Source organism: Saccharopolyspora sp. MMCC62, assembly GCF_057736575.1.
The window spans coordinates 49,192-69,946 of the sequence record NZ_JBYKCM010000005.1 but is presented as its reverse complement, the minus strand read 5'-3'; the positions used below and the strand labels follow the sequence as shown (position 1 = coordinate 69,946).

Annotated in this window: 18 protein-coding genes; 14 read left to right on the top strand and 4 right to left on the bottom strand. The window is 73.2% G+C overall.

From position 1 onward, the window contains the following. The first annotated feature begins 99 nt into the window (after positions 1–99). Together AC29IT_RS13680 and AC29IT_RS13675 are read left to right on the top strand one after the other, a co-directional pair. Positions 100–1,035: an ABC transporter ATP-binding protein gene (locus AC29IT_RS13680; RefSeq protein ID WP_358433635.1), complete on the top strand. Its 936-nt coding sequence runs from the start codon at positions 100–102 to the stop codon at positions 1,033–1,035. Next, complete coding sequence (locus AC29IT_RS13675; protein WP_358433632.1) at positions 1,032–1,820, top strand: ABC transporter permease; 789 nt, start codon at positions 1,032–1,034, stop codon at positions 1,818–1,820. The genes AC29IT_RS13680 and AC29IT_RS13675 overlap by 4 nt, the downstream gene beginning before the upstream one ends. Before the next feature lie 6 nt (positions 1,821–1,826). Here AC29IT_RS13675 and AC29IT_RS13670 read toward each other — a convergent pair whose 3' ends face one another. Then, complete coding sequence (locus tag AC29IT_RS13670; RefSeq protein ID WP_358433629.1) at positions 1,827–2,549, bottom strand: GntR family transcriptional regulator; 723 nt, start codon at positions 2,547–2,549, stop codon at positions 1,827–1,829. A 252-nt stretch (positions 2,550–2,801) separates the two neighbouring features. On the opposite strand from AC29IT_RS13670, the gene AC29IT_RS13665 reads away from it, so the two are divergent. From AC29IT_RS13665 to AC29IT_RS13635, 7 genes are all read left to right on the top strand, one after another. After that, positions 2,802–4,010, top strand: a complete 1,209-nt coding sequence (locus tag AC29IT_RS13665; RefSeq protein WP_488218913.1) for an NRAMP family divalent metal transporter — start codon at positions 2,802–2,804, stop codon at positions 4,008–4,010. Between the two features lie 20 nt (positions 4,011–4,030). Then, complete coding sequence (locus tag AC29IT_RS13660) at positions 4,031–4,801, top strand: LamB/YcsF family protein (RefSeq protein WP_358433623.1); 771 nt, start codon at positions 4,031–4,033, stop codon at positions 4,799–4,801. Continuing rightward, positions 4,798–5,418: a 5-oxoprolinase subunit B family protein gene (locus AC29IT_RS13655; protein ID WP_488218912.1), complete on the top strand. Its 621-nt coding sequence runs from the start codon at positions 4,798–4,800 to the stop codon at positions 5,416–5,418. Before AC29IT_RS13660 ends, AC29IT_RS13655 begins: the two co-directional genes overlap by 4 nt. Next, positions 5,415–6,269, top strand: coding sequence for a 5-oxoprolinase subunit C family protein (locus AC29IT_RS13650; protein WP_488218911.1), 855 nt, complete (start codon positions 5,415–5,417; stop codon positions 6,267–6,269). The genes AC29IT_RS13655 and AC29IT_RS13650 overlap by 4 nt, the downstream gene beginning before the upstream one ends. Positions 6,270–6,289: 20 nt before the next feature. Next, the gene (locus AC29IT_RS13645) at positions 6,290–7,054 is read left to right on the top strand and encodes a putative hydro-lyase (protein ID WP_358433868.1); all 765 of its coding nucleotides are present in this window, start codon (positions 6,290–6,292) and stop codon (positions 7,052–7,054) included. A 168-nt stretch (positions 7,055–7,222) separates the two neighbouring features. Continuing rightward, positions 7,223–8,083: an SAM-dependent methyltransferase gene (locus AC29IT_RS13640; RefSeq protein WP_488218910.1), complete on the top strand. Its 861-nt coding sequence runs from the start codon at positions 7,223–7,225 to the stop codon at positions 8,081–8,083. Between the two features lie 297 nt (positions 8,084–8,380). Beyond that, the gene (locus AC29IT_RS13635) at positions 8,381–8,959 is read left to right on the top strand and encodes a TMEM165/GDT1 family protein (RefSeq protein ID WP_358433613.1); all 579 of its coding nucleotides are present in this window, start codon (positions 8,381–8,383) and stop codon (positions 8,957–8,959) included. A 65-nt stretch (positions 8,960–9,024) separates the two neighbouring features. Here AC29IT_RS13635 and AC29IT_RS13630 read toward each other — a convergent pair whose 3' ends face one another. Next, complete coding sequence (locus tag AC29IT_RS13630; protein WP_488219129.1) at positions 9,025–10,068, bottom strand: saccharopine dehydrogenase family protein; 1,044 nt, start codon at positions 10,066–10,068, stop codon at positions 9,025–9,027. 301 nt (positions 10,069–10,369) lie between these two features. Between AC29IT_RS13630 and AC29IT_RS13625 the strand changes: the two genes are divergently transcribed. The 4 genes from AC29IT_RS13625 to AC29IT_RS13610 all read left to right on the top strand — a co-directional run bounded on the left by AC29IT_RS13625 (position 10,370) and on the right by AC29IT_RS13610 (position 15,758). Continuing rightward, positions 10,370–11,362 carry a LacI family DNA-binding transcriptional regulator gene (locus AC29IT_RS13625; protein ID WP_488218909.1) on the top strand — a complete coding sequence of 331 codons (993 nt, stop codon included), beginning with the start codon at positions 10,370–10,372 and terminating at the stop codon, positions 11,360–11,362. Positions 11,363–11,398: 36 nt separating this feature from the next. Next, positions 11,399–12,826 (top strand): glucuronate isomerase, encoded by a 1,428-nt coding sequence (gene uxaC / locus AC29IT_RS13620; RefSeq protein ID WP_488218908.1) that lies wholly within the window; start codon positions 11,399–11,401, stop codon positions 12,824–12,826. 2 nt (positions 12,827–12,828) lie between these two features. Then, the gene (locus AC29IT_RS13615) at positions 12,829–14,091 is read left to right on the top strand and encodes a mannitol dehydrogenase family protein (protein ID WP_488218907.1); all 1,263 of its coding nucleotides are present in this window, start codon (positions 12,829–12,831) and stop codon (positions 14,089–14,091) included. A 179-nt stretch (positions 14,092–14,270) separates the two neighbouring features. Further along, complete coding sequence (locus AC29IT_RS13610; protein ID WP_488218906.1) at positions 14,271–15,758, top strand: sodium:solute symporter family protein; 1,488 nt, start codon at positions 14,271–14,273, stop codon at positions 15,756–15,758. 237 nt (positions 15,759–15,995) lie between these two features. Here AC29IT_RS13610 and AC29IT_RS13605 read toward each other — a convergent pair whose 3' ends face one another. Both AC29IT_RS13605 and AC29IT_RS13600 read right to left on the bottom strand, forming a co-directional pair. Next, positions 15,996–17,210 carry an alpha/beta hydrolase gene (locus AC29IT_RS13605; RefSeq protein ID WP_488218905.1) on the bottom strand — a complete coding sequence of 405 codons (1,215 nt, stop codon included), beginning with the start codon at positions 17,208–17,210 and terminating at the stop codon, positions 15,996–15,998. A gap of 449 nt (positions 17,211–17,659) precedes the next feature. Further along, positions 17,660–19,180: a peptide deformylase gene (locus tag AC29IT_RS13600; protein ID WP_358433597.1), complete on the bottom strand. Its 1,521-nt coding sequence runs from the start codon at positions 19,178–19,180 to the stop codon at positions 17,660–17,662. A 241-nt stretch (positions 19,181–19,421) separates the two neighbouring features. Between AC29IT_RS13600 and AC29IT_RS13595 the strand changes: the two genes are divergently transcribed. Further along, a complete protein-coding gene (locus tag AC29IT_RS13595; protein WP_358433595.1) occupies positions 19,422–20,678 on the top strand; it encodes an aminotransferase class I/II-fold pyridoxal phosphate-dependent enzyme in 1,257 nt (418 codons plus the stop codon). The last annotated feature ends 77 nt before the right edge of the window (positions 20,679–20,755 follow it).

Genomic DNA, 20,755 nt, shown 5'->3' with positions numbered 1-20,755 from the left:
GCCTCCCGGACGGACCTCGCCGCTCGCCGTGATTGCGACGATCGGGCCTGCCGCGTCGGTATGGTTGGCGGAGTCCACCGGCCACCTGGGGGAACGCGCATGACCGCACGGCAGCATGTCGCGACGAGGACGTCATCCGCGCTGGCGCTGCGCGGCGTGGTCAAGCGCTACGGCGAGATCACCGCGGTCGACGGCTTGGACCTCACCGTGACCGCCGGGACCTGCCTGGGCCTGCTCGGGCCGAACGGCGCGGGCAAGTCCACCACGATGCGCCTGATCACCGCGCAGAGCAGGGCGGACGCCGGGGAGATCGAGGTGCTCGGCTTCCGGGTGCCGCGCGAGTCGAAGCGGGCGCGCACCGCGATGGGCGTGGTGCCGCAGCTGGACAACCTCGACGAGGAGCTCACCGCCCGGCAGAACCTGGAGGTCTTCGCGCACCTGTACCGGGTGCCGCGGGCCGAGCGGTCGGCCGCGGTGCTGCGGGCGCTGGACCTGGCGCAGCTGCGCAAGCGCGCCGACACCAAGACCGATGAGCTCTCCGGCGGCATGCGCCGCAGGCTGCTCATCGCGCGGGGTCTGGTGCACTCGCCGCGGCTGGTGCTGCTCGACGAGCCGACCGTGGGCCTGGACCCGCAGGTGCGCCAGGAGCTGTGGGCGCTGATCGACGCGCTGCGCTCCGACGGCGTCACCGTGCTCATGTCGACGCACTACATCGAGGAGGCCGAGCGACTCGCCGACGACGTGGCGGTGATGTCCGAGGGCCGCGTCATCGCCACCGGCACCCCGGACGAACTGCGCCTCGAACACGCGGGGCAGGACGTCGTCGAGTACTACGGCCCGCCGGCCAGGCTCGCCGAGGTGGAGGCGATCACCCGCGAGGCCGGCCTGCCCACCCGCCGCACCGGGCCCGCCGTGTCGGTGCTGCGCGCCGAGCTGATGCCGGAGCCGGTGGCGGCGCGGCTCGGCACCGGGCATCCCCGGGTGAGCAACCTGGAGGACGTGTTCGTCTCGCTGACCGGGGAGATCGTGGAATGACGACCGCACCGCAGCGGCTGCGCACCTTCGAATCGGCCGCGTTCGCCGGGGTGTGGCGGCGGGAGCTGACGCTGTACCGCCGGTACTGGCTGTCCAGCACGTTCTCCTCGGTCGTGGAGCCGACGATCTACCTGCTGGCGTTCGGCTTCGGGCTGGGCTCGCTGATCGCCACCATCCGCGGGCTGCCGTACATCGAGTTCCTGGGCACCGGGGTGGTGGCCACCTCGGTGCTGTTCACCAGCGCGTTCGCCGGGATGTTCACCACGTTCGTGCGGCGCAAGTTCCAGCACTCCTACGACGCGATGCTGGCCGCGCCGATCGACGTGCACGAGCTCGTCGCCGCCGAGGCGCTGTGGATCGCCACCAAGTCCGGGGTGTACGGGTGCGCGCCGCTGCTGGTGGCGATGGTGTTCGGGCTCGATCCGGCGCCGGGCATGCTGCTGGTGCCGCTGATCGGGCTGATCACCGGGCTGGGGTTCGCGCTGTTCGGCATCTGGTGCTCGGCGGTGGTGCCGTCGATCGACTCGTTCAACTACATCGTGAGCGCGGTGATCACGCCGTTGTTCCTGGTGGCGGGCACGTTCTTCCCGATCGACCAGTTGCCGGGCTGGGCGGGGACGGTGGCCGCGTTCAACCCGCTGTACCACTGCGTGGAGCTGGTCCGAGACGCCTCGTTCGGCCTGCGGCCGGGCGTCGACCTGCTGCACGTGGGCGCGTTGTTGCTGTTCGCGGCGCTGATGTGGTCGCTGGCCTACACGGCGATGCGCCGCAGGCTCATCGACTAAGGCGGGTCAGGTGCGTTCCGCGTAGGCGGTGAGCAGCTGGGCCTCGGCGTCGGCCAGGTAGGTCTCCAGCGCGGTGGCCGCGGCGTCGAGCTCGCCGTCGGCGACCTGGTCGGCGATGGCGCGGTTGCGCTCCACGTAGCTCTCGTAGAAGCCGCGGGTGCGCTCCGGGTCGAGGCCGCCGCGCTCGTCGGTGGACATCACGTGGAACGCGAGGCGCAGTTCGGCGAGCAGCCCGGCCATCGCGTCGTTGATCCGGGGGCTGTCGGCGAGCCCGACGAGCGCCTCGTGGAACCGCATGTTGGCGGTGCCGACCTCGCTCCAGTCGCCGTCGGCGGCGGCCTGCTCGCCGGCGCGCACCGCGCGGGCCACCGCGGTGACGAGTTCGCGCTTGGTGGTGGCGGCGTGGCGCACCGCGCCGACCTCGATGATGCGGCGCAGCCGGTACAGGTCGGCGACGTCGGCGCTGCTCGGTTTGCGCACGGACACGCCCTTGTGCATCTCGTGCACCAGGAGCCGTTCGTGCCCGAGCAGCCGGAACGCCTCGCGCAGCGTGTTGCGCGAGACGCCGAGCGCGTCCTTCGCGCTGACCTCGGAGAGCTGGGTGCCGGGCGGTAGTTCGCCCTGGATGATGCGTTGCCGCAGCAGGTCGGTGACCCGCTCGACGGTGCTGGTCCGTTCGAGCAGGGACCGGTCCGCTGCCAGCCGGTCGACCCACTGCGCGCTGGTCATGCCTCTCCCGGGGTTGATCGGAGACCGCAGTCTATCCGCGGTGCCGCGCGGGCACGTCCGACGATCCGACGCCACGATACGCCGGATTGTTGAACGATCGAACGTTGAACATGAGGAATGTAGGAACGCACTATTGATCCCTCGCCGAACGGCCCCTATCGTTGCGGCACCGCTCGGTCGGCGACCCGGCCGGCGGGGAAACCCCAGCGCAGCGCACCGCGCGCGGCAGGCCGGAGGCCGGGAGGACACTGCATGAGCGGCACCACCACCAAGACCGGAGCCCACCGCGGCGCGCTGATCGGGGCGGTCTTCCTGATGGCGACCAGCGCCATCGGCCCCGGATTCATCACCCAGACCACCGACTTCACCGTGCGGCTCGGCGCCGCGTTCGCCTTTGTGATCGTGCTGTCCGTGCTCATCGACATCGCGGTGCAGCTGAACGTGTGGCGCATCATCGGCGTCTCCGGGATGCGCGCCCAGGACCTCGGCAACGCGGTGCTGCCCGGGCTGGGCTACGTGATCGCCGCGCTGGTCGTGTTCGGCGGGCTGGTGTTCAACATCGCCAACGTCTCCGGCACCGCGCTCGGCCTGGACGCCATGGTCGGGATGGACGCGAAGCTCGGCGGCGGGCTGTCCGCGCTGCTGGCCATCGGGATCTTCCTCAGCAAGCGCGCCGGGGTCGCGATGGACCGGATCGTGGTCGTGCTCGGCGTGCTCATGATCGGGCTGACCTGCTACGTCGCCGTCGTGTCCAGTCCGCCGGTCGGCGAGGCGCTGAAGCAGGCGGTGCTGCCGGACCGGATCGACTTCCTCGCCGTCACCACCCTCATCGGCGGCACCGTCGGCGGCTACATCACCTACGCGGGCGCGCACCGGCTCGTCGACGCCGGCGTCACCGGGCCGGAGCGGATCGTCGAGGTCAGCCGCGGGTCGGTGCTGTCGCTGCTGGTCACCGGGGTGATGCGGGCAGTGCTGTTCCTGGCGGTGCTCGGCGTGGTCGCCGCGGGCGCCACGCTCGGCTCCGGCAACCCGACCGCCGAGGCGTTCCAGCACGCTGCCGGGGAGATCGGGCTCCGGCTGTTCGGGCTGATCATGTGGGCGGCGGCGATCACCTCCGTCGTCGGTGCCGCCTACACCTCGGTGTCGTTCGTGGTGACCTTCTCCCCGGCGCTCCAGCGGGCGCGCAGCTGGCTGGTGGTCGGGTTCATCGCGCTGTCCACCGCCGTGTTCCTGCTGCTGGACCAGGCACCGACGACGCTGCTGGTGCTGGCGGGCGCGCTCAACGGGCTGATCCTGCCGGTCGGGTTCGGCGTGCTGCTGTGGGTCGCGGCGCGGCGGAGCGACCTGCTCGGCGGCTACCGGTATCCGCGGTGGCTGCTGGTGATCGGCGTGCTGGCGTGGCTGCTGTCGTTGTACTTCGGGGTGAACTCGCTCAGCGCCATGGGGCAGCTGTGGCAGTGACCGACCGGGATGGAGGGGACATGCGCATCGACCTGAACTCGGACCTCGCCGAAGGTTTCGGCCGCTGGGAGCTCGGCGACGACGACGCGCTGCTCGGCGTGGTGACCAGCGCGAACGTGGCCTGCGGGTTCCACGCGGGCGATCCGGGGGTGATCCGCCGCGCCTGCGCGCGGGCCGCGGCCGGGGCCGTGTCGGTGGGCGCCCAGGTCGGCTACCGGGACCTCGCCGGGTTCGGCCGCCGGTTCATCGACGTGCCGCCGCGAGAGCTCACCGACGAGGTGCTGTACCAGCTGGCCGCCCTCGACGGCCTCGCCCGCGTCGAAGGGACCTCGGTGCGGTACGTGAAACCGCACGGCGCGCTGTACAACGCCATCGTGCGGAACGAGGAGCAGGCGGCGGCCGTCGTCGAGGCCGTCACCGCCTACGACCCGCGGCTCGCGGTGCTCGGGCTGCCCGGGTCGAGCTGGCTGTCCCTCGCCGCCGAGGCCGGGCTGACCACCTACCGGGAGGCGTTCGCCGACCGCGCTTACACGCCCGAGGCGACGCTGGTGTCCCGCCGCGAACCGGGCGCGGTGCTGCACGACCCGGAGCTGATCGCGGCCCGCTGCCTGCGCATCGCCCGCGGCGAACCGATCGAGGCGGTCGACGGCGGCGAGATCACGGTGGCCGCCGACTCGATCTGCGTGCACGGCGACAGCCCCGGCGCGGTCGCCATCGCCGAGACCGTGCGGGACCGGCTGCGGGCCGACGGCGTCGCGCTCGCCCCGTTCGCCGCCGGCGGTGCGCGATGAGCGGACCGCGGGTGCTGCGCTGCGCCGACTCCGGGCTGCTGGTGGAGCTGGACGACCTGCCCGCGGTGCAGGCGCTGCACGCCGCGCTGCGCGCCGACACCCCGCCCGGCGTGGTGGACTTGGTGCCGGCCGCCCGCACGCTGCTGCTGGCGCTCGACCCGGAGCGGGCCGACCCGGACGCCGTCGAACGCGCCGTCCGCGACGCCCGGCCCGGCGAGCACGGCGGCGCCGAAGGCGGGCTGCTGCGGGTGCCGGTGGTCTACGACGGCGCCGACCTCGCCGCCGTCGCCGAGCTGACCGGCCTCACCGAACGCGAGGTGGTGCGCGAGCACACCGGCGGCACCTGGACCGTCGCCTTCGGCGGGTTCGCCCCCGGGTTCGGCTACCTCACCGGCGGTTCCCCGCGGCTCGCCGTCCCGCGGCGGAGCGAATCGCGCACCAGGGTGCCCGCGGGCGCGGTCGGCCTCGCCGGGGAGTTCAGCGGCGTCTACCCGCGGGAATCGCCCGGTGGCTGGCAGCTCATCGGGCGCACCGACCTGGAGATCTGGCGGGCCGACCGGGAACCGCCCGCGCTGCTGCGGCCCGGCGTGCGCGTCCGGTTCGAGGAGGTCTCGTGATCGAGGTCGTCGCCCCGGGGCCGCTGGCGACCGTGCAGGACCTGGGCCGCCCCGGCCACGCGGGCATCGGGGTCGGCGTCTCCGGCGCCGCGGACCGGGGCTCGCTGCGGCTGGCGAACCGGCTCGTCGGCAACCCCGAAGGCGCGGCCGCCGTCGAGACCACGTTCGGCGGGCTCGTGCTGCGGCCCGACCGGGACGTGACCGTCGCGGTCACCGGCGCCGACGGCCCGATCACCGTCGACGGCCGGGCCGAGCCGGTGAACACCGTGCTGCGGGTCCGCGCGGGCGCCCGGCTGCGGCTGGGAACCCCGGTGCGCGGGCTGCGCGGCTACCTGGCGGTGCGCGGCGGCATCGCCGTCGAACCGGTGCTCGGGTCCCGCGCCACCGACGTGCTCTCCGGGCTCGGGCCGCCACCGCTGGCCGCGGGCACCCGGTTGCCGATCGGGCCCGCCCCGCGGGAGTTCCCGGTGGTCGACCAGGCCCCGGTGCGCACCCGCGACGGCGAACTCGTGCTCGCCGCCGTGCCGGGACCGCGCGCGGACTGGTTCACCGACCGCGCCGTCGACGCCCTGTTCGGCGCGCCGTTCGAGGTCAGCGCCGAGATCGACCGGGTCGGCATGCGCCTCGACGGCCCCGAGCTGACCCGCGGCCGGGACGAGGAACTGCCCAGCGAGGGCATGGCGCTCGGCTCGCTGCAGGTGCCGCCGTCCGGGCGCCCCACGCTGTTCCTCGCCGACCACCCGGTGACCGGCGGGTACCCGGTGATCGCGGTGCTGCGCGCCGCCGACGTGGACCGCGCCGCCCAGGCCCGCCCCGGGCAGCGCATCCGATTCCGCCGAACCGAGAGGTGACCTCGATGCGACCGGCAGAGCTGACCCCGAGCCAGGCCAGGGCCGAGTTCCGCGCCGGGCTGCGCACCCCCACCGCGGGCTGCTCCGCGGGCTGGACGCAGGCGAACCTGCTGGTGCTGCCCCGGGCGCAGGCCTACGACTTCCTGCTGTTCGCCCAGCGCAACCCGCGGTCCTGCCCGGTGCTGGACGTCACCGAGCCGGGCGAGACCGCCGCGTCGATCTTCGACGGCGACCTGCGCACCGACCTGCCCGCCTACCGGGTGTACCGGGACGGGGTGCTCGTCGAGGAGCTCGGCGAGGTCACCGGGCTGTGGCGGGACGACCTGGTGTCGTTCCTGATCGGCTGCAGCTTCACCTTCGAGGCCGCGCTGCTGGAGGCCGGGGTTCCCGTCCGGCACCTGGAGCAGGGGCGCAACGTGCCGATGTACCGGACGAACCGCGAATGCCGCCCGGCCGGGGAGCTGTCCGGGCCGCTGGTGGTGTCGATGCGGCCGATCCCCGCCGAGCTGGTCGCCACCGCGGTCCGGGTGACGTCCCGCTACCCGGCGGTGCACGGCGCCCCGGTGCACGTCGGTTCGCCCGCCGAACTCGGGGTGCGGGACTTGGCCGCGCCGGACTTCGGGGACCCGGTGGAGGTGCGGCCGGGCGAGTTGCCCGTGTTCTGGGCCTGCGGGGTGACGCCGCAGGCGGCGGTGATGCGGTCCGCGCCGCCGCTGGCGATCGGGCACGCGCCCGGGCACATGGCCATCACCGACGCGCGGGACTCCGACCACCTGGTGCCGTGATCTCCCCCGCCCGAGGAGAAGAGCGGGGGAGCACCGGGTGCTGCAACGCCGTCCCGGCCGCGGATTGTTCCACCGGCGCGTGGTGACCCGGCCCACGTGCGCCGATCCGCTGTCGAGGCACGCCTCGACGATCTAGGCTGGGGGAATTCGCGAACCTGGGGGTGGGCGATGGGCACGCGTTCCGACGCGGACGGGCTACGACGGCTGGCGGGATTGGGGCGACCGCACCGGCCGTCGATGGCGCGCGTGTGCGACTACCTGCTGGGCGGCACCGGGCACTTCGAGCTGGACCGCGAGTTCGCCGAGGACCTCGAACCGGTGCTGCCGAACCTCGCCGCGCACGTCCGCTCCCAGCACGGGTTCCTCGTCCGCGCGGTGCGCCACCTCGCCGCGAGCGGCATCGACCAGTTCCTGGACCTCGGCACCGGGCTGTCCACCGTCGGCGACGTGCACGGCACCGCGCAGCGCGTCGACCCGGACGCCCGCATCGCCTACGTCGACGCCGACCCGTTCACGGTGCGGCTGGCCGAGGCGCAGTTCGCCGGGGTGCGCGGGGTGTCGGTCACCGAGGCCGACCTGTGCGAACCGGCCAGCGTGCTCACCGCGCCCGGCGTCACCGGGCTGCTCGACTTCACCCGGCCGGTGGCGGTGCTGGTGATCGCGGCGCTGCCGTTCATCACCGACGACGACGAGCTGTCCGGCGTGATCGCGGCCTACCGGGACGCCTGTTCGGTGGGCAGCGCGCTCGTCGTCTCGCACCTGTCCGCGGTCAGCGCGACCCGCGAGCAGGTCGAGCGCGTCGGCGAGGTCGCCGCCCGGCTCGGCGGCCTGCCGTGCTGGCGCGGCGCCGACGACGTCCGCGGCGTGCTCAACGGCTACGAGCTCGCCGAACCGGGCTTGGTGCAGACCGCCCGGTGGCGCCCGGAACCCGGCACCGACGAGCCGGGCGCGCTGGAGGTGAACGCGGTCTCCGCGGTGGGACTGCTGGTGTCCCGGCCGGTGCCGACCGAACTGGGTCCGGTGCGCTGACCCTTTCCGGCACACCACCGGAATGGTTTTCGGCGCCCCGAAATGAATTTTAAGCCGTATGGCCCGTTCGAATTCGCGTGCGCGATTTACCGGTGATGTGTTGATTGTTCCGGAGCGCTGGGTAATCTGTTGTGCGGAAGGGGAGTAGCCCTCAATTCGCGATCGACATGCTGGCGCGACGACGCGCCCGGTCGCGGAGCCTCTCGAAGCGCAGGCGGGCGAGACCTTCGATCCGAAGCACATCGGATCGAGGCCGCGACGTGCCTGATCCCAGCCCCCGAGAGAGGTGCAACCGCCGTGTTCGCCAGTTTCGCCATCAGTTCCGCGGCCATCTTCATCGCCGAACTGGGGGACAAGTCCCAGTTGATGGCCATGACGTTCGCGACGCGATTCCGCGCCTGGCAGGTGTTGCTCGGAATCACCATCGCCACCACCGTCGTGCACGCCGCATCGGTCGCGCTCGGATTCGGCATGGGTGCCTTGCTGCCCACCGAGTGGATCGGGCTCGTCGCCGGAATCGCGTTCCTCGGCTTCGCCGCCTGGACGTTGCGCGGCGACCACCTCACCGAGGCGGAGAAGAGCAAGGCGGGCCGCACCGCCCGCTCCGCGGTGATCGCGGTGACCCTCGCGTTCTTCCTCGCCGAGCTCGGGGACAAGACGATGCTGGCGACCGTCACCCTCGCCTCGCAGCACGACTGGCTGGGCACCTGGATCGGCTCGACGATCGGGATGGTGCTGGCCGACGCGCTCGCCATCGGAGTCGGACTGCTGCTCGGCAAGCACCTGCCGGAGCGCTTCATCCGCTACGGCGCGGCCGCCCTGTTCGCCGTCTTCGGGGTGTGGATGGTCGTCGAGTCCACCTTCGGCCTGCTCTGACCGCTCGGCTTCGAACGGACCGCCCGTCCCTCCCCGGACGGGCGGTCCGTTCGCGTTTCGGCGGGTCAGCGGACGGGTTCGATGACCCGGACTCCGTGCAGGCGGCGGACGAAGTCGGGGCCGAAGGCGGTGGACGGGGTGTGCGCGCCGGGGCGGACACCGCCCGCGAGGAGCGCGGCGACGGTGCGCAGGACCGAGTCGACGGTGAACTCGTAGGTGTCCGGTCCGATCAGCGCGGCCGAGGCGGAACGCCCCGCGTCGTCGGTGGCCTCGGCGTACACCTCCACCCAGTTCCGCGCCCGCTGCGCGGTGCCGGGGCCGTGCACGAGCGCGCCGATCGCGGCCTTGCCGAGGCGCTGCGCGACGGGCCTGCCCAGCACGGCCCGGCCGAGCGCGGTGGCCCGCGGCCCGAGCCGGTGCAGGCCGGGCAGCCGGGTGAAGGTGGTGATGTTCGGGATGCCGGTGCTGCGGAACGCGGTGCTCACGTCGCCCCACGGCAGCGAGGACGCGGTGTGCCGCCCGGACGGGAACGGCACTTCCCGGTGCCGCCAGCCCATCGGGACGGTGCGCAGCTCGCCGTCGATGCGGGCGCGGCCGCCGAGCGCGGCGCCCTCCAGCGCGCTCTTGAGCGTGCCGCCGCTGATCCCGCCGCTGGCCTGGAACGCCAGGTCCAAACTGGTGGCGGTGGGCAGCTCGGCGGCGACGAGCGCGGCCAGGCAGTCGGTGGGCACCACGTCGAACCCGGAACCGGGCAGCAGCACCACGCCGGCCCGCGCCGCGTCCTCGTGCCGTGCGGCCACCGACTCGAACACGTCGATCTCGCCGGTGATGTCCACGTAGTGCGTACCGGTCGCCAGGCACGCCGACACCATCGGCGCGGAGGTCGCCGAGAACGGGCCCGCGCAGTGCGCCACCAGGTCGACGTCGGCGAGCGCGGCCGTGGCGGCCTGCTCGTCGCGCAGGTCGAAGACGCGGTAGGGCAGGCCGAGGGGCGTGGCGACGCGCGCCACCTTCGCCGGGTCCCGCCCGGCCAGCACCGGGCGCTGCCCCCGGTCGACGGCGCGCTCCGCGATGAGCCGCCCCGTGTAGCCGGTCGCACCGTAGATCATCCAGGTCACGCGAACCTCCCGAGCGTCGTCCCCGTACAACGAGAACTCTCCGGTCCTGTAACGGGTTGCCTCCCCATCCTGACGGTCCCCGGTCCGCCGAGTGCGCGGCACCTCCGCTGGACCGGCCGGGTGCACGGCCCGTTCGTCCCACGGGGCCGGGCGAACGGACCGGGAGGAGCCGCGGCGGCTCGCGGAGCCCGGCACCAGGAACGCCGGGCGTCGGCGGCGACGAGTTGCCGCCTGTTGTCCTCGCGGCGGTCGGCGTGGTCGATTGACCGGAGCCGAGCAGGAGGTGGCGCCCGTGGCCGAGCGCAGACCGACGATCTACGACGTGGCGCGGCGCTGCGGCGTCGCCGCGTCCACCGTGTCCCGCGCGTTCAGCAATCCGTCGCGGGTCAGCGCCACGACCCGCAACCTGGTCCGGGCCGCGGCGGCGGAGATCGGGTACGAGCCGCGCCCGCTGGCCAGGGCCGAAGCGCCCGGTCGGTCCCGCACGTTGATGCTGGTCGTCACGGACATCGCCAACCCCTGCTACGCCGGGTTGATCAAGGCCGCGCAGTCCCGCGCCATCGAGCGGCACTACGCGCTGGCGCTCACCGACAGCGACGAGTCGCCGCAGGTGGAGGCCGGGAACCTGCGGCACCTGCTGGCGAATTCGACCGGCGGGATCCTCGCCACCTCCCGGCTCGCCGACGACTCCGTGCGGCAGTTGGCGCGGCACCGGCCGCTGGTGATGGTGAACCGCGTGATCGAGGGCCTGCCGAGCCTGGTGGTGGACACCGCGGCCGGGATGCGCACCGCGGTCCGCCACCTCGCCGCGTTCGGGCACCGGCGCATCGCCTACCTGTCCGGTCCGCGCAATTCGTGGATCAACGGGCAGCGCTGGGGCGCGGTGCACGCCGAAGCCGCATCCCTGGGCCTGCGGTCGTCGTTCCTCGGGCCGCACCCGCCGACCAGGGAGGGCGGCCGGGACGCGGCGGAGGCGTTCGTCCTGGACGGGGCCACCGCGGCCATCGCCTACAACGACCTCGTCGCCATCGGTGCGATGCAACGCCTGCAGGCAATGGGGCTGCGGTTGCCGGAGGACCGCAGCGTCGTCGGGTGCGACGACATCTTCGGCGCCGACCTGGTGGTGCCCGGGTTGACCACCATCGCGGGGCCCGCCGAGCAGGTCGGCGGTTGCGCGGTCGACGCGGTGCACGCCGAGCTGACCGGCGGCGGCACCCGGTCCAGGACGTTCGACGCGCACCTCGTGGTCCGCGGGTCCACCGGCCCGGCAACCGATGGCAACTAGTTGTCCGGGGCGCGACCCGCGGCCGATTCTGCGGGCATGGCCAGTGGTTCCACTTCATCGGCGGCGATTCCGCTCGCGCCGCACCCTGATCGGCTGCTGCCGAGCGATCCGGTGCAACGGCCCATCGCCCGGCGCCTCTACGAGCACGTCCGCGACCTGCCGCTGATCAGCCCGCACGGGCACGTCGATCCCGAGCTGCTCGCGGCGGACCGGCCGTTCGCCGATCCGGCGGCGCTGCTGGTCACGCCCGATCACTACGTGACGCGGCTGCTGCACGCCCACGGCGTCCCGCTGCACGAGTGCGGGCTTCCCGGCGGTCCGGCGGAACCGGCGCCACCGCGCGAGGTGTGGCGGGCGTTCTGCTCGCACTGGCGCCTGTTCCTCGGCACCGCGTCCCGGCAGTGGCTGGAAGCGGAGCTGCACGACGTGCTGGGCGTGGCGGTCCAGCCCGCGGCGGAGACCGCCGACGCGCTGTTCGACGAGCTCACCGAACGACTGGCCCGACCCGAGCTGCGGCCGCGCGCGCTGTACCGCTCCTTCGGGATCGAGGTGCTGGCCACCACCGACGATCCGGCCGACGACCTGCGCCACCACCGCGCGCTCGCCGAGGACCCGAGCTGGCAGGGCCGGGTGGTGCCGACGTTCCGCCCGGACCGCTACCTCGACGCGACCCGCCCGGACTGGCCCGCCGCGCTGGACCGGCTGGCCGAGGTCAGCGGCATCGACACCGGCGACTACCGCGGCCTGGTCCGGGCGCTGGAGGCGCGGCGCGAGTTCTTCCGCGCGCACGGCGCCACCGCGACCGACCACGGAGCTCCGGACCCGCGCATGGAGTTCCTGCCGGAGCACGAGGCCTCCCGGCTGTTCGGCGAGGTGCGCGCCGGCCGCGGTGACGCGGCGCTGCTGTCGCGCCAGCTGCTCGGCGAGATGGCCCGGATGTCCAGCGAGGACGGCCTGGTGCTGGCGCTGCACACCGGCAGCCTGCGCAACCACCACCCGGAGACCTTCGCGCGCTACGGCCCCGACACCGGCCACGACATCCCCACCCGCGCCGAGTTCACCGAGTCGCTGCGCCCGATGCTGCGGCGGTTCGGCACCGATCCGCGGTTCCGGACCGTGCTGTGCACGCTGGACGAGACGGTGTTCTCCCGCGAGCTCGCGCCGATCGCCGGGTTCTACCCGTCGGTGTACCTGGGCGCGCCGTGGTGGTTCCTGGACGCGCCGCGCGCGATGCGGCGGTTCCGGGACGCCGTCACCGAGACGGCCGGTTTCCACCGCACCGCCGGATTCATCGACGACACCCGGGGTTTCTGCTCCATCCCCGCCCGGCACGACACCGCGCGCCGGGTGGACGCCGGGCACCTGGCCTCGCTCGTCGCGGAGCACGTGCTCGGCGAGGACGACGCCGCGCAGGTCCTGCGCGACCTCAACGACCGCCAGCCCCGAACCGCCTTCCGGTTGTGATCGTGCGACTGAGCCGGGACGCCGAGCCCGCCCCCGTCCGCGCCGTGCACCTGGGACTCGGCGGTTTCCACCGGGCGCACCAGGCCGTCTACACCGCCGCCGATCCGGAGTGGGGCATCGCCGCCTACACGTTCCGCAGCACCGAGCTGCCCGCGGAGCTCACCGCGCAGGGCGGGATGTACTCGCTGCTGGTGCGCGGTGCGGACGATCCGGTGCGCACTGTCGGCTCGATCAGCCGCGCGCACGCGGGAGCGGAGGCGGAGCAGTGGCTCGCCGACCTCACCGCGCCCGAGGTGGCGGTGGTGACGCTCACCGTGACGGAGGCGGCCTACCGGGTGCCACCGCCGGGGCGGGACTCCGCGATCTCCCGGCTGGTGGCGGGATTGCGGGCGCGGTTCCGCGCGTCCGCCGCACCGATCACCCTGGTGCCCTGCGACAACGTGCCGGACAACGGTGCGGTGCTGCGTTCGGTGCTCCGGGAGGCGGCGGGTGGCGACGCGGCGTTCACGGCGTGGCTGGAAGCCGGGGTGTCGGTCGTGAGCACCGTGGTCGACCGGATCACGCCCGCCACCACACCCGCCGACGTGCGGGCCGTGCACGAGCTGAGCGGGGTGCGCGACGCGGTGCCGGTGGTGACCGAGCCGTACGCGGAATGGCTGCTGGCGGGCGACTTCCCCGGCGGGCGGCCGCGCTGGGAGCGGGCGGGCGCGCGGCTGGTCGACTCCGTCGACGACTACCAGCGGCGGAAGTTGTGGCTGCTCAACGGCGCGCACAGCCTGCTCGCCTACGCCGGGCTCGGGCGCGGCCGGGGGACGGTGCGGGAGGCGATGGACGATCCGGTGCTCGCCGGGCTGGCCGAGTCGTGGTGGGACACCGCCGCGCGGCACCTGCCGCTGCCCGCCGCGGAACTCGACGAGTACCGGGCCGCGCTGCGGCGGCGCTTCGCGTCACCGGGCGTCGAGCACCGGTTGTGGCAGATCGCGGTGGACGGTTCGCAGAAGATCCCGGCGCGCGTGCTGCCGGTGCTGCACCGCGAACGCGGCGCCGGTCGGCTGCCGGAGGCCGCGGTGGTGGTGCTCGCCGCGTGGATCGCCCACCTCCGAGGCGGCGACGTCCACGATCCGAGGTCCGCGGACCTCGTACCGGCCGCGCGTTCCGGCGCCCGCGCGGTGCTCGCGGCCCTCGACGCGGACCTGGTCTCGGACGACGAGCTGATCGCGGCGATCGACACCGAGGTCCCGAGCAATGCAGGCGACGAGCCCTAGCGGCGTGCGCGCCGGCGGACCGTTGCCCGCGACCCCGTGGCAAGTAGTGGCAACTGATTGCCGCGGATGTCCCGCCTCCCTAGCTTGAACGCACTCCGCACCGCCCGAGAGCCGCGCCGGCGGCGAACCCCCACAACGACGTGAGAGCCGGATTCCTCCGGCCAGGGAAGGGACACCACATGCACCCGTTGGACTGGGTGATCATCGCAGGCTATCTGCTGATCATGCTGGCGATCGGTGTCTGGGCGCATCGCCAGGTCGCCGACACCGCGGACTTCTTCACGGCGGGCGGCCGGATGCCGTGGTGGCTGGCCGGGATCTCGCACCACATGTCCGGCTACAGCGCCGTCGTGTTCGTCGCCTACGCCGGAGTCGCCTACGACCAGGGCATCGTGTCCTACGTCGTGTTCATGTTCCCGCTGGCCGTCGCCACCGGCATCGGGGCCTTCCTGTTCGCCCCCAAGTGGAACCGGCTGCGCACGCACTACCGCATCGCCTCCCCGCTGGAGTACCTCGCGCGGCGGTTCAACGTGCCCACCCAGCAGGTGCTGGCGTGGAGCGGTTCGCTGCTGAAGGTGTTCGACGTGGCGGCCAAGTGGTCGGCGATCGCGTTGCTGCTCAACAAGTTCGTCGGCATCCCGCTCGGCTGGGGCATCGTGATCACCGCGGCGGTGACGCTGGTGTATTGCACCGCGGGCGGGTTGTGGGCCGACGCGCTCACCGAGCTGGGGCAGTTCGTGATCCAGGGGGTCGCGGCGTTCGCGATGATCGGTGCGGTCGGCATCGCCTTGGCGGACCGGGGGTTCAGCTACGCGAACTTCTGGTCCGCGTTACCGGCGGGCCACACCTCGCCGACCACGAGCAGCTATCCGGCGTACTTCCTGCTGGTGTACGTGCTGGTGAAGACGTTCGAGTACAACGGCGGCATGTGGAACCTGGCGCAGCGCTACATCGCCACCCCCACTTCGGCAGCGGCGCGGCGCACGGCGCTGCTGTCCAGCGCGCTCTACCTGGTGTGGCCGGTCGTGCTGATGCTGCCGATGTTCGCGGCACCGCTGCTGGTGCGGGTGGAGAACTCCGAGGACGTCTACGCCGAGATGGCCTTGCAGTTCCTGCCCGCGGGGCTGCTGGGGCTGGTGCTGGTCGGCGTCTTCTCGCACACGATGGCGATGGCCGCGTCCGACGCCACCGCGATCTCGGCGGTGATGACCCGCGACGTGCTGCCGCGGGTGTGGCGCCGTGCCGGGGAGTTCACCGACGAGCAGTTCCTGCGGGCGGGCCGGGTGCTCACGGTGGTGTTCGTGTTCCTCAGCGTGGTGCTGGCGCTGAACGCGGAGAACCTCGGCGGCGTGCTGGGCATCATCGTCGCCTGGGTGGGCGCGCTGATCGGGCCGATCTCGATCCCGATGATGCTGGGGATGCTGCGGCCGTTCCGGCACGTCGGGCCCACCGCCGCGCTGATCTCCTGGGCGGGCGGACTGCTCACCTTCGCGCTCGCGAAGTACGCGCTGGGGATGTCCGAGGCGATCACGGTGGTCTCCCCGGTGCTCGTGTCGTTGCTGCTGTTCGTGGCGATCGGCGCCTGGTACCGGGATGCTCCGCCCGCGGCGGAGGAGATCGCCGAGGCGCTCACCCGCGATCCGGATCCGGAGCCCGCCGCGGCGTGAGCCCGCGGGGCCGGCGTCGCGCGGCCGCGGTGCGCCGGCTCGGGCGCGGGCCACGAGCGGCCCGTCCGCCGCTCGTCCCACTTCGCGCCGCCGCGCGATCGCCGCTCGACCCCCGACTCGCCTTCCGCGCGACGTCGAACGCCCGCCCGGCTCTCCGATCGACGAGTGCCCGGGAGAGCGCCGACAGGACGTCCGCACCGGGCGGAGCAGCCGTTCGCCCGCGGCCCGGACGGCGGCTCAGGCGGCGCCGGGGCCGGTCGCGCGGTGCGGGCGGCGGGTGCGGGCGCTGATGGTCTCGACGTGCCCGTCCGCGCCGGTGACGTGCGCGGGTCCGGTGACGACGTCGCCGAGCGAGGTGCGCAGCGCCCGCGCCGCGAGCTGCCTGCGCACCGAGCGCGGCGACAGCTCGGCGAGCAGCCAGCCGACGGCGGGTGGCAGCACCCGGGGCAGCCGCTCCCGCGCGCAGTGCCCGGTGCCGGGCACCAGCCACACCTCCGCCTCCGGCCGGTCGGCGAGGGCGATGGTGTCCCGCAGCGGCACGTACGGGTCGCCGGTGCCGTTGATCGCGAGCAGCGGCGCGGCGGACCGGGTGCTCAGCAGCCCTTGCCGGCGCAGCGAGAACTCCAGCGAGAACCGGTCGGCCTCGGCCCGCCCGGGCAGCTCGGCCAGGTGCAGCGCGTTGCCGATCGCCCCGGCCATGCCGTGCGGCAGCCCGAGCACGTCGATCGCGGACCCGCAGGCGCCGATCGGCCCGCCGAGGTCGATGGCCGCGTCCACCCTGCCGGTGAGCGCGAGCTTCGCCGCCCAGTGCCCGCCGAAGCCGAGCCCCAGCACCGCGGTCTTCGCGCACCGGGTGCGGTCGGCGAGCTGCCGCGCGGTGCCCGCGAGCAGCAGGTCGGCGTCGGCGGCCAGCGGCACCCGGGACTCGCCGGTGCCGGGCATGTCGACGGCGGCGACGGTGAGCCCGCTGACCAGCGAGATGCGCAGCGCCATCCGGTGCAGTTCGACCTTCCAGGTGTCGACGCCGCCGCAGAGCAGCAGCAGCTGGTCGCTGACGCCGCGGTGCCGCCGGTAGACGTGCGCGGTGACGCGGGTGGTCTGCTGCCGGTACGGCACGTCGAGCCGGTAGCGGCGGAACGCGAGGGGCAGGTCGGCGGTGGCGTGCCGGAAGCAGTCCAGCTGGCGCCCGTAGGCCTCCCGCCGGTCCGCGGTGGCGAGGCAGGGGAACCGGGCGGCGCCCCAGCAGGCGGCGGCGCGCGCCCAGTCCCGGTCCGCTTCGGCGCGCCGGGCCTCCTCCGCCCACACGGGGACCCAGCCGGTGCGGCCGTGCCCCCACATGTCGTCGACGCGGTCCCGGACCCGGGCGATGACCACCGGCGGCACGCCCCAGCTCCGGAAGTGCCGTGCACGCTCGGTGAACAGTTCCGCTGGTTCTGCGGGAAAGGTGAACATGGCCGCCTCCGTCGGCTCCGGGTGGGCTTGTCCGGTCCAGGAGGGTGGGTGGACCGGTGCCGCGAGCCTTGTCCTGATGGTCCCGCACCAGGTGGGACCGTCCAAGCACCGCGGCCGCACACTACCCGAAAGAACGTGCGCGAACGTGCGTCGATCTTGAGAACCCGCGCGCCCTCCCCCGTTCGAGAGCTTCTTCCGCGCTCAAGAATCGATTACGCAACGTTACGTGAACACCGCGAAGCCGATCACCGACCCCGGCATCTTTCTCCTGTCAGCGGCGAAGCCGCTGAGCAGCGACCACCCGAGCAACGGGACCACCCGCGGGTTCTCAGCGGCCTCCTCGCGAGGACAGCTTTTTCCCCTGTGGCGGAGCCACCGGTGAAAAAGATCCCGCAGCGAGGAGGCCGCTGAGGTTCCGCCACCCGCTCAGCAAGCAGCAGAAGGCGGAATCAGCCTTCCGGGTAGTGCCAGTTCGAGCCGGTGCCGCGGTACTGCTCCACGGGAATGGGCGCTACGTCCGGTGGCAGGTGGTCGCTGCACAGCACCCCGTAGAGGTGGTCGACCTCGTGCGCCACCAGCCGCGCCACGCCGCGCTCGAAGATCGTGATGCGGCGTTCGCCGGTGATGTCCTGGTGTTCCACGTGCACCACGGCCGGCCGCGGGACCAGGCAGCGGACGTCGAAGAAGCTGAGGCACCCCTCGTACTGCTCGTCGCCCTGCTCGCTGGATTCGATGATGCGCGGGTTGAGCAGGGTGATCAGGTCGTCGCTGCCGGGCGGGCGCACGATGGCCGCGGCCCGCTCGATGCCGATCTGCGGCGCCGCGATCCCCATGCCCTTGCCGAAGGTGTGCGCCTTGGAGATGCGCTGCGTCGCCGAGTGCAGCTCGTTGATCACCCGCCGGGCGTCCTCGGCCTCGACGGGCAGCGTGAACGGCCGGGCGGAGCGGCGCAGCATCGGGTCGCCGTCCTGCACGATGCCGAGCGCGGTCATGGTCTCGCTGGGCGTGGGCGGCCCGGACGGCGCGGTGGGGGAGTCGTTGCGGAAGTGCCATTCCAGCCGGTACCGCGCGTGCAGCGGCGGATCTTCGGTGGACCACGCGTAGATGGTGCGGTCGTGCTCGTGCCGGGTGTCGATGGCGGTGTGGAACGGCATGGATTCCGCGGTCATCGAGGTGTGCAGGCCCCACACGGCGGGATCGAGCTCGGTCGGGAAGTTCAGCGTCACCGATAACCGGGTGGTGGGCAGCCGCACGGCGCGCCGGAACCAGTGCCCCCACTTGTCGTCGCTGACGGTGTAGGTGTACTCGATCCACGCGCTCTCCCCGGGGTACAAGGGGAATCGGCCGGAGTCGTTGGCGAACAGCAGCCACACCTCCTTGAACGCGTCCCGGTCGTGCTGCACGCTCCACCGCATCGGTTCCTGGCGCTTCTCCCCGTGCCAGGCTTCGAGGTCGATCTCCTCCCAGGTGAGCGGGTTGTCCCGGTAGAGGCGGTTGGAGCGCTCCGGGTCACCGGGGAACCGGTCGACGGAGATCCGGATCAGGTAGCGGGTGATCGGTTCGGTGCCGTTGTTGACCAGATGTCGCCGCATGGTGGCGCGGTAGGAACCGTTGACGTAGAACAGTTCCGCGTGATCGTGCTCGACCACCAGCCCGCCCGCGGGTTCGATGGCCGGGGCGGCGTGCTGGGGCGGGCTGGGTTTGCGCGGCGCGGGAACCGCGTTCTGCTCGCGCCACGCGCGCCGCAGCGAGCCGCCCGCGTTGAGCGCGCCGTCGGCGGCTTGCGCGAACTCGCGGGAGGCGTGCTCGCCGCCGCTCTCGACCTTCGACACGTACGACCGGCTGTAGCCCATCTCGCGGGCCAGCGCGGATCTGGACAGGCCGCGAACGTCGCGCCAGCGCCGGAATTCGGCGACGAACGCGTCTTGTTCGGCTGCGGTGTCCAGGTCCGCTTTCGCCTGGCCGGTCATGGTCACCATCCCCATCGTGTCCGGCGTGCGTGTGCGTGAGCTCACCGTGAGCGAGCGCTCAGCCTACGCACACTCCCGGGGCGTGCGGTCCCCTTGAGTCGAGGTTCTCCGACGGTGACGGCACGTTTCACACAGATGGCGGGTAGCTGAGCGAAAAATGTCCCCAGAAGTCTTCGCACGCACAACAATCTCGCGCCTTCCGGCCCCGTTCCCGCGGCGCGGACCCGAAGGATCTGATCACGTGAGCAGTCCCCTGGCGATCCACGGCGGCCCGCCGGTGGTGCGGACCGCGAGCCCGCAGATCTCCTGGCCGCCGGTGGACATCAACACCGCGGTCGCGGTCACCGCGCAGCTCTACAGCGCGGTGTCGTTGCCCGGCCGCACCGGGATCATCGCCGAGCTGGAGGGGAAGCTGGCGGAGTTCTTCGGCGTGCGGCACGCGATGGTGACGTCGTCCGGGACGGCCGCGCTGCACGCCGCGTACTCCGCGCTGGGGCTGGCGGAGGGCGACGAGGTGATCGTGCCGGCCTACACGGCGCACCCGACCGCGACGCCGCTGTTCCACCTGCGGGTCAAGCCGGTGCTGGTGGACTGCGACGAACTGGGCAACATCGATCCGTTGCAGGTGGAGGCGGCGATCACGCCGTTCACCAAGGCGATCGTGGCCACCCACTTGTGGGGGGTGCCCGCCCGGGTCGAGGCGCTCGCGGAGATCGCGGACCGGCGCGGCCTGCGGCTGGTGGAGGACGGGTCGCACGCGCACGGCGCCGCGGTCGGCGGGCGTCGGGTGGGGACGTTCGGGGACGTGGCGGCGTTCAGCATGGGCGGGTCGAAGCCGCTGTCGGCGGGTGAGGGCGGGTTCGTGCTCACCGATGACGACGACCTGCACTACCGGGTGCTGCTGCACGGCCAGGACGGCGGCCGGTGCCGGGGCGAGATCCCGATCGACCACCCGCTGCGCCGCTACGTGGTGACGGGGTCCGGGGCGGCGCACCGGATCCACCCGTTGGCGGCGGCGCTGGCGCTGGGGCAGCTGGACGAGCTGGACCGCAGGCTCGGCGGGCGGCGGCAGCTGGCCGCGCACATGATCGCCGAGTTGCGCGGGCTGCCCGGGATCGGCGTGCCGGAGGTGCCCGCGCGGGTGGCGCCCGCCTGGTACGCGCTGGCGCTGGTGCACCGGCCGGAGGAGCTGGGCGGGCTGCCGGTGGATGCGCTGGTCGCCGCGCTGCGCGCGGAGGGCTGCCTGGAGGTGGACCATCCGCGGGCGCCGCGGCCGTTGAACGAGCATCCGCTGTTCGACGCCCCGAACCGGCTGTTCCCGCACCTGCCGGAGGGCTGGCCGCGCTACCGCGCCGGGCAGTACCCGCGGGCCGAGCGCAGGCACCGCAACACCCTCACCGTCACGGTCCCGCACGACGACCCGGCCCTCGCCGAGGGCTACGTCCGAGCCTTCCGGAAGGTCGTCGCCCACCACCGGACCCTCATCGAACCCACGTGAGATTCCCTGGGATTCCTCCACTCTCGTTGCTCGGGAGTGGGGTGGCGGAACCTCGGGGGATTCTCGCTGCGAGATCT